Annotated in this window: 8 protein-coding genes and 1 pseudogene; 2 read left to right on the top strand and 7 right to left on the bottom strand. The window is 59.9% G+C overall.

The annotated features are described in order from the left end of the window. Positions 1 to 105: 105 nt before the first annotated feature. The 5 genes and pseudogenes from DXX99_RS10380 to DXX99_RS10365 all read right to left on the bottom strand — a co-directional run. Positions 106 to 1251, bottom strand: a pseudogene (locus DXX99_RS10380) (transposase); the annotation flags it as partial. A gap of 124 nt (positions 1252 to 1375) precedes the next feature. Continuing rightward, positions 1376 to 2449, bottom strand: coding sequence for a nucleotide-binding protein (locus tag DXX99_RS10375; RefSeq protein ID WP_115793411.1), 1074 nt, complete (start codon positions 2447 to 2449; stop codon positions 1376 to 1378). Between the two features lie 18 nt (positions 2450 to 2467). Next, positions 2468 to 2623 (bottom strand): hypothetical protein, encoded by a 156-nt coding sequence (locus DXX99_RS11580; RefSeq protein WP_165847831.1) that lies wholly within the window; start codon positions 2621 to 2623, stop codon positions 2468 to 2470. 553 nt (positions 2624 to 3176) lie between these two features. Continuing rightward, positions 3177 to 9485: an S-layer homology domain-containing protein gene (locus DXX99_RS10370; RefSeq protein WP_165847830.1), complete on the bottom strand. Its 6309-nt coding sequence runs from the start codon at positions 9483 to 9485 to the stop codon at positions 3177 to 3179. Between the two features lie 276 nt (positions 9486 to 9761). After that, a complete protein-coding gene (locus tag DXX99_RS10365) occupies positions 9762 to 10091 on the bottom strand; it encodes a hypothetical protein (RefSeq protein WP_134643009.1) in 330 nt (109 codons plus the stop codon). Between the two features lie 342 nt (positions 10092 to 10433). On the opposite strand from DXX99_RS10365, the gene DXX99_RS10360 reads away from it, so the two are divergent. Continuing rightward, positions 10434 to 11729 (top strand): helix-turn-helix transcriptional regulator, encoded by a 1296-nt coding sequence (locus tag DXX99_RS10360; RefSeq protein WP_115793408.1) that lies wholly within the window; start codon positions 10434 to 10436, stop codon positions 11727 to 11729. 202 nt (positions 11730 to 11931) lie between these two features. Here DXX99_RS10360 and DXX99_RS10355 read toward each other — a convergent pair whose 3' ends face one another. Both DXX99_RS10355 and DXX99_RS10350 read right to left on the bottom strand, forming a co-directional pair. After that, the gene (locus DXX99_RS10355; RefSeq protein ID WP_115793407.1) at positions 11932 to 12228 is read right to left on the bottom strand and encodes a hypothetical protein; all 297 of its coding nucleotides are present in this window, start codon (positions 12226 to 12228) and stop codon (positions 11932 to 11934) included. A gap of 75 nt (positions 12229 to 12303) precedes the next feature. Beyond that, positions 12304 to 13710, bottom strand: a complete 1407-nt coding sequence (locus DXX99_RS10350; RefSeq protein ID WP_115793406.1) for an ISLre2 family transposase — start codon at positions 13708 to 13710, stop codon at positions 12304 to 12306. A 157-nt stretch (positions 13711 to 13867) separates the two neighbouring features. Between DXX99_RS10350 and DXX99_RS10345 the strand changes: the two genes are divergently transcribed. After that, positions 13868 to 14004: transposase (locus DXX99_RS10345; protein ID WP_240610910.1), on the top strand; the 137-nt coding region annotated here is incomplete at its 3' end.

Below are 14004 nucleotides of genomic sequence, written 5' to 3'. Positions count from 1 at the left end.
GGAGGCAGGAGCAAGAACGAACAGAAGCAGCAAAAACCAACAAGACTAAGAAAGGGGCAGCTTAACAAGGCTCTAATAAGCTCCAAAGGCTACCAGAGGGATTTTACACACAAAATTGGACTTGACCTCATATCGGAACTTCTCCTGAGGCCAGATCTTTCGGTTGGTTTCATGAAAGTTTTGATGGGGAATGAAAGGTTTGATGCCTAGCGCCAAAAGTTCTCTGTAGGTGCGGGATTCACCGTGAGCCTTATCACCTGATACGGAGTCCACCCGAAAGCCAAACTTGAACATCTGGGAAGTTATCATGGGAACCAATACCCGGGCCTCATCAGCATTCCCCGGAATCACTTCAACCCCAGTGATAATGTTGTACAAGCTGTCTACCGTAACACACTCGATATAACCCAGCTTTTTCGGTTGCCCGGGACGGGCAAATATCCTGGCGTCTGGGTCAGTACGACTTACGTGAGTGGCATTGGTCTTCTTGGACCTTCTTGACTTGCCTGGCACCTCTTTGCCGCCATTGGTCTTAGAAGCAAAACTCAAGTCCCCTTCTGGGGTATCCGCAGTGCCGTCTGTTACGGAGATACCCTCTGACCCAGACACAGTAGAACAAAGATTTTCGTTCGAGCCAGGATGTATCCCGGAATCATCTAGTGTAGTCCCCTCTTCAATGGACAGCTGCGACTCCCCTTCCACCTCCGGTGCTACAGGATTTTCCTGCTCTACCTTCTGGATGTACTCCGCAGGAGACATCTCAACTACCCGCCTGGGTACCATGGAATCGTAGGAAGCGTTGGCCTGAATAGTAGTGCCGTCAAAAGAGAGGTGTTGACCTCCTACCAGACCCGCCGCTATACACTGGCGAACAATCTCATCGAAGACTTCTTGAAAAACAGAGGTACCTTTGAAGCGGCCGTGGCGGTTCTTCGACAGGGTGGAATGGTCGGGAATCTCCTCGTCCAACTCATACCCTATAAATTCCCGGAAAGCCAGGTTAACCCGAATCTGCTCCATTAGTTCGCGTTCGGAGGTGATACCATAGAAGTAACCTACAAGCAGTATCCGGATAAGCACTTCGGGGTCGATGGAAGGCCGGCCAGTGTGGGAATACAGATGAGCCACCTTTTTCCGGATGAAGGAGAAATCAACTACCTTCTCTACCTGACGTAGAAAGTGATTTTCCGGAATGAGACTATGCCAGCAACCAAAGAACATGGAACACTGACGCACTTTTTGACCCATCATCTACTCTCATCCCTTCAAAACAACCTGCAACACCAATATACCACAGTATGACCATAATTGCAACATAAATATCTCATGGTTTAAGCAACTTTCTTGCTTGTTATAATCTGTTTTTCAACAGCCCCTAGATGCCGAGGAGCGACAAGACCTGGGCGGCCGCCGCCCCGAAGGCATCAAACGAAGCCGGGGAGACTCCCCGCGAAGCGGCCAGCACCACGTCCTCCGTCTCCGGGATGTCGACCACGCCCAGCGCCCCCGGCAGCTCCGCCTCCAGGACGGTGCTGCGGAAGGAGCCGCGGAGGTTCCGCACCCCGGGGGAGACCCGGTTCACCACCAGCGCCGCCCTGTCGGCCACCCGCGGCCAGAACTCCTTCGTCGCTTCCACCACCAGCGGGTCGGGGGTGACCACCACCACCGCCCTCTCCGTGACCCCCAGGAGGCCGGAAAGGTAAGGGGGAGACGGAGGGGTGTCCAGCACCACCACGTCGCCGGAAGCGCGGGCCAGGACAGCGGCAACCGCTCTCTCATCGAGGCCGTCAACTTCAACCACTTCCTCCCCGCGCAGGTAACAGGACAGGCAGGGCGGGTGGCCGGCGTCCAGCACGGCCACACTCGCCCCCTGGCGCTTCAGCACCGCCGCCAGGCTGGCTGCCACCACCGTCCTGCCCACGCCGCCCGTGGCCCCCAGGACGGGGACGAAGACCCCCGAAGCCGGGGGTTCCCAGGAAGCGGGTTCCGGCGGCGCGCCCGCCGCGGGGGAAACGGTGTCCGGCCCTCCACCCTGCTCTTCCCACACGCACTCTCCAAAGAGGGGCGGGTCGAGCAGACCCTCCCCGAACTCGAAAAGGGGCGGGTCCGGGAGGTCGGAACCCGCGTCCACCCCCTCCAGGACGCGCACGAGCTGGGACACGGTCGCCGGGCCCGCCAGCACGCACTTCTCCGGTATCCCCACCGACCTGGCGGCCCGGAGGAACGCCTCGCCGGTTGCGTCCGCCGGGCCCGCCGCCACCACCACGGGCACCCGGCCGCCCGTCTGGAGAACGGCATCGACCACCGCCTGCGGGAGTACGTCCGGGCCCCTCAGCACCACCAGGCACGCCCCCTCCGGGATGGAGGAGGCGTCGCCCACGACCTCAACGTTTTCAAGCCGCGGCTTCAGGAGCTTAGCCTGCACGTGACTGCAAAGTACCACTACCATCGGAATTCGCCCCTCCTCTCAAGAGTTCAGCTTCTCCCACAGGGAGGAGACCGCCCGGGCCACGGCCCCCTTCCGGTAGGCCAGCACGGGCAGGGTCCCCTTCCCCAGTGCCTTCTCCACTTCCGGTGTCTCGGGGACCACGGCGGCGACGGGGAGTCCCAGCTCCTCCCCCACCTTCCACGGCGGGACCTCGGAGCGCGGGCGGACGCGGTTGACGACCAGGGTCGGTTTGTGCTTCCTTCCTGAGTGCCAGGGTCACCAGGTGAAATTTTATGGTCAAGAGGTACACGGCCAGTATAGTTACCGCCGTACCGGCGTTCACCAGAACCAGATCGCCAAGGCTCCTTTCCCAGCTTTCCAAAAGACCAACTCTGTCCCCGTAAACGCTCAAAAGGTTTCCGGCACCCGCGGTCAACAGCCCCAAAAGAGGCAACTTTTCTGGCCTGCCGCTTCTCTGGCCCTGCCTCCTGGAGAAGCAAATCCCCATACCCAAGGCGGATAGAAAATATACTGCAGCCCTAAAAAGCCCTGATGCCATCCACACCTGCTCCGGTTCCATCAATCAAACCAACACTCCTTTTGTATACATGGATCCGTCCTGACCTGCGGGCAAAGCTTAAGGCGCCTCCCGCAGAGCGAGGGCGCCTTAAGCTATCGTGAACAAGGCCCTGCTCTCAGCCTCCAAATGTGGTGCAGGGCGTTGGATTGCCCCGCACCGTGCCTCACGCTACTTGCTCCCCAGCGCGTCCAGGAGCCGGAGGATCATCGCCGAGGCTTCCGCCCGCGTCACGGGCTGATCAGGCCGGAAGGTGTTGTCGGGATAGCCGGCGACGATCCCCTTAGCCACGGCAACGCCCACGCTCGCCTTCGCCCAATCTGGGATGGCTTCGGCGTCGGCGAACTTAAGCTCCGCCGGAGTTACTTTGCCTGCCTTCTTTTCCAGGATCCTCACCGCAAGGACGGCCATCTCGACTCGGGAGAGCGGGCGATCGGCCTCGAAGGTAACCGTGCCGTCCGGCTGCGGGTAACCTTTCACCAGGCCCTCTTTGGCCGCGGCGGCAATAACTCCTTTCGCCCAGGCGGGGATGGCGGCTTTGTCGGCGAATTTTAAGTCCTCCTCTTTGCCGGGCGAAAGCTTCAAGGCACGGGCCAATATGGCGGTGACTTCGGCACGGGTGATCTCGTTGTCGGGCTTGAACGTGCCGTCGGGATAGCCGGATACGACCCCCATGGCGGCCAGCCTGGCCACGGTGGCCTCCGCCCAGTGGCCCTGCATGTCCTTAAAGCTGATCACCGGCAGCTTAGGCGCCTCCTTAGGCACAGCAAAAACAGTGAACATGGTAAGGTGGTCGAGCTCCGCGGTGACGGTGCCCCTGGCCAGGTCGTAGGCGCTGTCGACTTTGCGCCACGCCTTCTCCTTTTCGTCGTAGTAGAAGATGGCGGGCTCGCAGTTCTCGGGGAGCCTGCTCCTGTCGAAGTGCAGGGTGACGGTGACCTTCCCGGTGAGCTCGCCGTCAAGGAGCCTGATGTCCACCACGGGGCCGACAACGGCCATGCCGGCGCCGGCCGCCCGGGAGGCGTCCGACTCCTCCAGCACCAGGCGCGCGTTGGCTCCCTTCACCGCGCCGGCGGACACCTCCACCCTGGCCCGGCCGGAGAGCTCGGCCACGGTGACGGCCGCGGGGATGATCCGCTTCTCCACGCGCCCGGCCGGGGCCGCGTAGCCGCCGCCCCCGCCGCCACCGCCGGCGGTGCCGCCCGTACTGGTAGCCAAGAAGCGCACTTCTTTCACGGCGCCATCCGGCCCGCGGTTGCCCAAAAGGTCCACCCCGTACACTTTGAAAGCGTAGCGGTGGCCAGGCTCGCCCTGGAATTGCACTTGCTTCTGGTCGGGACTCAGCACCTGGTAGAGGGTGAACTCTCCTCCGTCCCGGGCCACCAGTAAATATACCCTGTCCAGGCCGGCACCGTCGTCAACGCCGGTCCAGGTAACGGTCACCGGGCCGCTTGCCGTGGCCGGCAGATCCCCCAGGCTGAGCCGCGGCCCTTCGCGGTCAACGGTGCGTGCCTCGACGTTGGTTTCCACCGGCGGGTTGGAGTCGAAGTAGATGCTGGCCTGCGCCTGGATGTAGGCCGCGTGGGCTACGCTTTCCCTGGGCGCCACGCTGAAGAGCACGAACCCGTCGTTGGCCCCGTCGTTGTCCTTGTCCGGCAGAAGGATGTTGGGGAAGAACCACGTCAGCTTGCGGGTTGCCGGATCGTAGCTGAAGCGCATGCGCTCCGTGTACTCGTTGCCCTGCTGCCTCTGGTCCTCGGGCACCCCCTCCAGAACGTCCGGGTCCACCGTGTACTCCAAGTGGGACGAGCCCTCCACCTTAAGCGTGCTCTCGTCCAAATTGGGGTCCAATTCCAACTCCACCCGGATGTCCTTTGCCGGAGCGTTGCCCTCGTTCTCAAAGCGGATGAGGTAGGTCAGCCGCTCGTCCGGGCGGATCCACCCCTGCTCGCCCACGCCCGCCGGGGTGGCCTGGATGTCGTTGGGGTCGTAGGACGCTCCGACCGTGGCGGAGAAGGACGAGCGGACTTCCCGCGCGGTGCTGCGGTAGTCGGCCTGGGCTAGGTTGATGTTTTTTGCGAATTTGCTCAGGTGTTTGTTAAGCGCTTCAATCTCCTCGTCGCTGAGCTTGAGGTACTTTTTCAGGAGCGCCGTGCTGGCCTGGTCCTGAAGCCAGTCTATAAGCTCGTCCTGTGCCAGGTTCAGGTATTCTTCCAGCGCCTGGTCCAGGCTCATGGTTCCCGCCAGCGGCGCGTACCACTTTAGGAAGTTGTCGCATATTTCCTTAAGCTTCTTGAATTCCACCTTTACCAGATTGCGGAACTTGCCGCCCGCACGGGGAGCGCTTTCCAGGGCGCCGATGAAAAGACGCCACGCCTCGTTGTTTATGTCCCGGCCGTAGAGGTACCAGCCTTTCTCCCCGTTGTAACCCACCGACCACATGCTCTTGCCGACCTTGAAGGAAAGCGCCGTCCTCCCGCCGGTAATCTTGGATACCCCTGCCGACCAGAGCTTGCTGGCACCCACCGCACCAACCTCGAGGACTTTCCCGAGGACTTTACCAGTGAAGTAACTGGTCACCACTTCGCGCTGCACCGCACCGTGGGCCACGCCGATGGCCTGACCCACCCGGAAATCGTACTCGTTGCCGAAGACGGGGCCCCAGTCGGGGTCGACATACCCGAACGTGAGATCCTTTATCGTCCCTTGCGCCAGACCAACCAGAGCGTCGGCGTTGCGCCCGTCGGCAAAGCCCTCAAGGGTCTGCTTGCCCCACTCGGCCCAGAAACCGGGGTCGGCCAGGTAGGCGTTGTCGCTGAGGAAGTTGCCCACCGAGTTAATGAAAGTCTGGCTCAGCGAATTGATCAGGTTTTCGCCCGAGTCGTAGACCTTCTCGGCGCCTCCCAAAAGCTTCTCTTCGCCCAGGTCCGATAAGTGGTGGAGGTGCGCCGTCAGAAGGCCCTCGGCCAGCTCCGGCGCAAAGTTCCCCAGTTCCTTGAGGTAGGCCTGGGCTTGCTCCACGGGCATTTCGTCCAGGTGGCAGAGAGCTTCCGCGTAGCTCAGCCAGCCCCACTTGAGGGCCTCGCGTATAATGCCTTCCGCTGCGCCCCCAGCATTAGCGAGCAAGCCCTTCGGGACGTAGCTTATCAGCTTCGGCCAGATAGGCACCACCCTCGCCCCCAAAGGCACCTGGCCCTGGGTCCCCGGCAGCATGATGGCCTCCCTGGCTATGCCCCGGCGGGCCACAAAAGCCACTTTCTTGCCGGCAGGAACGTCAACTCTCACCAGGTACCACTTGTTACCGTCCTTTTCTCCCTGGGCCAATAGCTGCGGCAGGACGGGTTCGCTCCCCGGGTAAAGCCCCCTGAGCCACGCGGGGCTGTCCAGCCGGAAGTTCGTGACCCACGGCTCGGCAACCAGAACCAAGAGCGCTGCGGCGTCCACCGTGCCGGAGTTCGTGAGGAGAACGTCGGTGTGGAAACCGTCGAAAGCCGCATTGATGGGGCCGGAGCCGCTGCCTATCTCCAGGGTCAGGAACGGCAGGGCAGGCGGGACGGCCACGGCGGTTCTCCCGCTTGAGTCAACGGATTTCTCAGTCTGACCGGCAAAAAGGCGCAAGCTGTATAACCCCAGCGGAACCTGGCCGAACTGGGCGGTAAGCGTGCCGCCTTGTACTGTAACCGACGTTGAGGCATATGAGCCGCCTTCCCGCTCCAGCACCACTTTGTCCACATCGGCAAGGCCGAAGCCGCTTAAGGTCAGAACCAGGTTCCGGTTAGGATCAAAGGCAAAGCTTTCCTTCTCCACCAGGGCCGTGGGCCGGGGCGCGACGGTCAGGGTAAGGCTCGACTCGCCGCCGCTGACCCAGAGGAGCGCGGCCGTGCCGGAGATCACTTTGGTCCGCAAGGTCACGCTTCCCTCGCGCAGCCGCACCTTCCAGGTGAAGAGGGAGGTGCCGTTTTCGATGAAGGAGGATCCCGCCGGGTAAAAGTTGTAGGTAACGTGCACCTCGCCCTGGCTGCCGGCTGACTGCACGCCTTTGGTCAGCCGCACACCCGGTTCCGGAACCGGCTCCTGGAAGACTACCTGGTCCGCGCTGTAAACAAGCTCCAGGTAGAGAGACTTGAGGGGAACCTGGGTGCTGGCCGCGGCCGTCAAGGTCACCTCGTCCCCGGCCACCGGATTCGTAGAACTTGAACGGAGCTCAACCTTCACCGGCTCCAGAGCGTCCGGCTCGTACCCGGGGCGGGCGCTCAGCGTACACGCGCCGTCCAGGGCCAGGGCGTATACGTCTCCGGTGCCGTAACTGCCGGCGGCGTTGCGCAGCACCACGTCGGCTGCGTACCGCCCGGCGGAAAGGGCAACGACGGGCCTGTCAGGGTTCTGAACATCTTCCCGCTGCAACCTCCCCCCGGACCACCACTCGATCCTCACGGTGTCGTCCACCGCCGGGGCGGCGGTCCCGTCCGGGGAGCCGGCCAGGTATACGGCCGAAGCCACCCCCTGGCCCTGCAGGCCCCAAGAGGAAAGGGTTACGCGGGCAAAGTTCCAGTTATCCCGGCCTTGGGCGCCCGGAGCGGGCAGTTTCAGCGGCCACGCCGCGTAGCCGGCCTTGGCGGGATCGCTGGTGAAGAGAAGCCGGGCGATCTTCAGCCCTTCTTTGCGCAGCTCGGGCACCTGCGGGTTGGCCGGGTCGGATACCACGAGGGCGAAGCCCGAGCCAACAGGGGAGTCCGGCTTGAGACACAGGTTTTCAAAGGCAGCCACGCCCGCCTGAACCGGAGCCGTCACCGGCTCGCCCTCCAGGCTTGCCCCCACGACGCGCAGGGCCAGGTTGCCCTGGTAGTTTTCCTGCAGGCGCCCTTCCCGGTCGTACACCGCCACCCGCACGCTGAACGGCTCGCCGACCACCAGCGCCGCAGGCGGCGCCTCAACAAACCGCAGGAGAGAAGAGGCTTCTGGGAAAGCGGTGGTGAAGCGGAAGGTATAGTCCGCAGCGAGCGGGTTGCCGGTGAGATCCTTTACCCCACCGGCGGGGACGGTTACAGTGTAGGTGGTGTTAGGTTTAAGGTCTTTTTGCGGTATGATGCTCAGCACTTTGCCAGCGATGCTCTTGGTTACGGCAATCCTGTCGCCAGAAGCGTCCCGGAGAGAGATTTCGTCGAAGGCGCTACCCTGCTGTACCTCCTTATTAAAGGTAACTGTGATGGTTTTGTTCACCGGAACATCGGTAGCGCCATTGGCCGGGTCGGTGCTCCGTACGGTCGGCACCAGATCGGCTATAAAAGCCTGCCCGACATTCTTGTATGAGCCGACGCCGACGATCCGCCCCCCGCTGTCGGTGATGCCGTACGCTGAGTCAAGGGCCCATGGTCCGGGAAAGAGATCGTTCAGGTCCACCGGCCCCTCCGTTTCAGTCCAAAGCTGAGCTTTGCCACTACGGGTTCCCACCACGATACGGCCGTCGTAGCTGATACCAAGGGGGCGGAAGTCCAGATCTAGCTTGCTTCCAAAACCACTTCCCCTAAGGAGAAAACCACTCTTAGCACCATCGTAATTACCCAAAATTGTAGAACCGTCCCGTGAGATCCGGGCCCAGTAAGGGAATACTCCCCCGGGCACCAAGGTAGTCCCGCTCTTGTTAGGGATGTCTATAAGCTTCATGGTTCTATAGTCAACGGCCACACCAAACGAGGCATCGGGGGAGATATCCAGTAAGATGGTGGCGATGCCAAACCGCTGGTACCATTGTAGCTCCCCATTCTTCCAGTATGTCGCGTAAGGAAACTCGGGGTAAGTGCGCCCAACAATGTGGAGATCGCCTCCGGCAAAGGTGCAGCCGTAGGCAGCGTTGCAGCGGTTGTACGGGGCCGGGAGCCCTCGCAGCCCGCCCTCAGCCGTCCAGAGCAAGGAAGCATCACCGGAGGACCCCCTGTACCCCACGGCAGCCACGCGGGTTCCGTCGGTACAGACGCGCAAGAGGGCTCCTTCTTCCGTCCCGACTATCTGGAGGCCACTTTCCTGGCTCCAAACAAAGGGTTTCCCATTGAGAGTCCCTACCACATAGCGCCCGTCGCCAGTGACATCGTAAGCCGCCCCCGGACCTAGCCACCTGATGGGGCTCACCGTCAGGTTAAGGTTTGCGGTTTTTACCATGTTCCCCGCCGCGGCTTTGATCCGCAGAGGGTAACCCCCTGCTTGCACCGCAGGACCTAAGCTCACGGTTAGGGTTTCCTTTACGGCGGTGGAGCCGCTCACCGTGACCGAACTAGGGGAGAGGGTAATGCCTTGAGGCGCCGCAGAGCCGTCTTGTCTCTCCAGGGTGAGGCTCACCTCACCGGTGAAGCCATTAATGGGAGTGACAGTAAGCTGAATCCCATCACTACCCTCCAGAGGGAGGGTCAGGCTGGCTGAATCTAGCTCGATGGCGAAATCTGGCGCGGACGAGCCTCCCTGTTCCTGCGCATACGCGCAAGGCATAAAGCCCAGAAAACCACCCAAAATCAAAAACAGCGCAACTAAGACGACAGCCAGTTGAAAATGTGTTTGAAAAGGGTTCCAGTACCCTGGGGTAAGTAAAAAATCGGCATATGGTTTCCCTGACCTCATATACAGAGTTCCTCCCCACCTTAAATTGGATTAGGTTGGCTTGATTGGATTAGATTGGCTTGCCCCCAGCCTGCCCACAGACCACAGAAACAGGCCAGGGTCATGAGAATTCGCCGCAACTGCCGCAAACCACACCTTGTCCCTCCTTCACCCCCTCAAACTGCCTGCGCGCTCTTCTGGAGATCCCGGTGCCTGCCGCGCCCTCGCTTCCCGGGAGGGATACTGCAGACCAACCGCTTTTCCGCTCACCGCTTCCGCGAACTTATTAACTGCATAAGGAGCGAAAACTCCCGCCTGGCAGAGCAGGAAATAATTGAGGCCCGCCAGGTCCGGCAGGGCGCGGTCCGCGGCCAGCCGGTAGAGGATCACGGTCGCGATGCCAGCATCCATGGACAGGATGCCTATCAGGCCGATGAACGCGATCAGGCGGCTGGAGCTGGGCACAAGAACCGGCCTTCCCTCTTGGCAATAAGTCAATTCTGAAAGTGCTTCCTTTAAAAATTGAGGCTCGCATCGCAAAAGCCCTGCGACATAACTTACGCACGCCAGGAAAAGGACGACCATGAGAGAGAAAGCAACCCAAAAGATTATCATCCTGCTAATCCTCTCCTCAGCTCACTTCGCCTACGAACTGCTTTTGTTGTTTAGCTTTAGTTCAAACCAGACATTGTCATTCCTTCCTCTTATCTGGGTTGTTTTAGGGTGGTTTTTAGGGTAGTTTTGGGGTAGTTTTTGCCGTAAGACGAGCAGGAAAAGGGCAGGCGGCGGCGAAAAAAACCTGTAACCTAATCCCTGTCCGCCAACCGGGGTTGGAATGGCATGTCTTTCCTGAAAGTTCCCGGGGAGCCCAAGCTTGTAGCCTCCGGCTTAGGGATCTGGGGTTGGCTCTTAAGCTTTCCTTTTTACGGCCCCATTTCCGGACTGCCGCCGTTCGAAGGCGCGCCGTACCTTGCGCATTCCTTTGTGGCGGCACACGCCCTGGGCTTTCTCTTCTTCGCCCTGGGAAAGGGAAGGGAGTTCCTCTCAGGGCGCCGTCCGCTCTTTTTTACCGCAGCAGCAACCCTTTTCTTCCCGGCAGCCTTCTTTGTGGCCTTCCCGCTAGGCCTCTTCTTTTCAGCTGCCGCGGGCATGCTATCTGCTTTCCCCGTGCTCTCCTGGACCCTGGCCCTGGCCGGTCATAAAAAAGAAAAAAGAGCTTTTCTTTTCGTTTCGGCCGTAGCGGGGGCCAACATCCTCTGCCAGCTCTACTACCTTGCCGCTGCCCGCCTTCTTTCTCCCTTCGCCGTGCTGGCCGTGTCCACCGCAGGCTACGTTGCCGGTTCCTGCCTTCTTCAAGGTCCAAGTAACTCTGCCAGAAAAGAATCACGCGCCCCTTCCGCGCGCGACTACGCGCCCCTCCTGCTGTTCGTTGCCGCCGTTTACCCGGCAGGCGGCTTCTTCTACCGCTCTTTCATGCCTCTGGCCGGCCAGTTTTTCTTTGAATCCTACGGATTTTTGCCCTACGTGTGCGCTCTCGCCCTGGGCGCCGCTCTTTTGCGGAGGCTTTCCCTTGCTGGCCTTGCCGGGCTGTCCGTAAGCGTGCTCGGGATCTCTCTGCTGGTCCTGGGATTTTTTCCCGGCGAGGGGCTCCCTTTCCTCTTTGCCGCCTGCGGCGGTATCCTTTTTGGCCTGGGCTGCGCGGACCTTTTCCTGTGGCTTTCCCTGCTGGAGAAAGCGTCCGCAGGCCGTAACCGCACCCTGGGCCTCTGCCTCTTTGCCAACGTGGCGGTGCTGGGGGTTGTGGGCATGCTCGCCGACGTAGCCGGTTTTGTCCAGATTTTTCGGGCACCAAGCGCCGCCTTCGCCAGCGCCGCGCTCCTTTTCGCCTTTACGCCGGCAGTTTTTTCCCGCCTCAGTACCACAAACGCCCCGGATACCTTATCCGATAGACTCGCCTGGCTGACCAGCGCAGAAAGAAAGGTGCTCGACCTTCTGCTAAAGGACCTTTCCTACCAGGAGATAGCTTCCCAGCTGTACATCTCCACGAATACGGTCAAATATCACGTGCGGAACATCTACCGGAAGATGGGGTGCAGCTCCCGGCAGGAGCTTTACGTAAGATGCAAAAAGCTTTAAAAAAGTAAACGACGAAGTGCCCCAATAATGAGCTTCTTTGCTGATCCAAAAATAGATGGCAAGGGAACTTATCACAGAACCATGATCCGGAATTTGGTTTTATATATACTAGAAACCCGGTTCTGACGGAATAGAACAGCGGTTCTAAACGATGCGCAAAAGGGCCGGAAGCCCTTCTTGCTCCCTGCCCTTTTTACCCAAACTACACCAGCACCGCCGCCTGCCCCGGTGCAAGATCCTCCTGGCCGATCCCGAAAAGCCGCTCCGTTTCCTGGTCGGCAATCTCCAGGGCCACGACCAGCAGCCCCGCCGGAAGCGGCCTTTCTTCCAGCATGTCCCGGAAGGAAGAGTAGTGTCCGGTATAGTGTGTAAAAAGGGTGGTTAGAAGCAGGAAGGGCCACCCTCCCTCTGGTAGATGAAGAAGTGACACAACCACCATTACCAGGAGGGATTGAGGATGGCCCATTACCAGGTTACCGTAGATGGCGAAGTTCTGCAACAGTTGTTTTCCCGGGGATCGTGTCAACCTACTGTAGGAGTCCTGAGCCCCCCACCGTCCCCGAACCAGAGCGAACTACCAGAGAAGACTGACATTTCGGCTCAAAGCTTTGAGAGCCTTGGTTAGTGGAGTCACCGAACCCCGTAAAGCAGGAAGATTATCGAATACCTCACCTGATACTTTCCTCAGCCTCCGCCTTTCTTCCTCAACGGCAGCCTTATCGATCTTTAAAGCCTTTAAGCCCTCCCTCCATCGGGCTACATATTGCTCCCGCAAGGAGACACCGTTTGCCTTCGCTACCCGCAGCCGTGCCATCCGGTCTACCCCACGAGCAAAGTCCTGAGCCATCGGCCGCGACGATAACCGCGCCGCCAAAATATGACTCACGTGCGCCTCCGCACTCACCCCTAACTGTGCCTCCGGGTAAAGCCGGTATGCCATTATCCCCTCCCAGTTCTGATCTATGTAGCGCCGACAATCATGCACCGCCTTCCTCCGACCAGGCGTCTCCGCCTTCCTCGCCGCCTCCTTCAGTACCTTCTCTACCCCCACACGGTCACCACGCCTCAACGCTGCCCAAATCTCTCCATACGCCTCTTTGTTGTCCCCTAAGGCAGCTACAAGATACTTGTCCAGGTGGAAAAGGTCCAGCACAAATAGACTCCTCGGCAAAAACTCCAGCCCCTTCTTTATCCACCCGCCCCCGTCTCCACAAAGGTAAATCCGCTCAATCCCAGATAGCTCATAATGCTCCTCAATGTAAGCCAGAACGTCCAGCCACAGCTCATCCGTATCCGGATAAAGCCCCCCTAGATAATAGGGACACTTGAGCTTGAACCGTCCTTTCCCCACCTCTTCTTTCCCCTCGTGTATGTAAACCAGACGGGGTAAGTACTTCTTCCCGTCCTGACCGGCCACGTGGTCTTCGTCCGCTTCCACGTAAAGAACTTTCACCCGGCGCTTCTCTTTGGGTGGTTCGGGCAGTTCTTCGGGAATAAAGTCGTGCACTACCTTCTTCACGGCCTCGCCACTCAGTACAACTTCCTGGTTACCTTTCCCTACTCTTTCCCCACTCTTCCGGTAGGAAAGCTCTACTGCTTCTTCTAAGACCTGTGCCTTGACCAGAGGGTCAACCCGCGTATGTGGCCCGTAACCTACCAGCCGGTCCACTAAGTGAGCCCGCTCCCCAGTCTCTCTGTGCCTGTAGTAGGTCCGCTTGTAGCTAACCAGACCGAAAAGGGAGAGCACTTCCTTGGGATCGTCCCGCCGCTCTACCTGCCAGCCAGGCCGCTCCTCCCGGTGCTCCCGAAGATAGGCGTCCTTCGCCTCTAAAACTTCCCTCAAAACCTCCTGTCCCAGGTTGTTAAGCTCCTGCCAGAGCTTCTCCTCGAAGCTTAAAAGGTCGATCCCTTCCTCCAGAACCTTTAACGTCAGCTCCGCTACCCTCTGGAACTTCTCCCAAATCTGCTTTATAATCTGCATAGAGACCTCACCCTCCTGAGTGGTTGGATTGTCAACTACTCGTCCCTGGCAAAAGGACGGTGAGGTCTCTTCTTCTTTCCCTCATCCCTCGGCTCCTGCAAGAACTCCTACGGTAACTTTACGCTAACTTTCCCGGGACGATGGTCTGGCCCGGTTGGTGGAGCAAGAGCTCAAAGCTAAACCCTACGAACGCACAGAGGAAAGACAAGCGTACCGCAACGGCCACCGGGAAAAGCCGCTTGTAACCCGGATCGGACGGCTTGTCCTGGAAGTGCCCCGGGTCAGGTCCGGCAA

It is taken from the genome of Ammonifex thiophilus (genome assembly GCF_003368535.1).
Taxonomy (GTDB): domain Bacteria; phylum Bacillota; class Desulfotomaculia; order Desulfotomaculales; family Ammonificaceae; genus Ammonifex; species Ammonifex thiophilus.
Note: the sequence above shows the minus strand (reverse complement) of the source record. Positions and strands in the feature narration are given on the sequence as shown.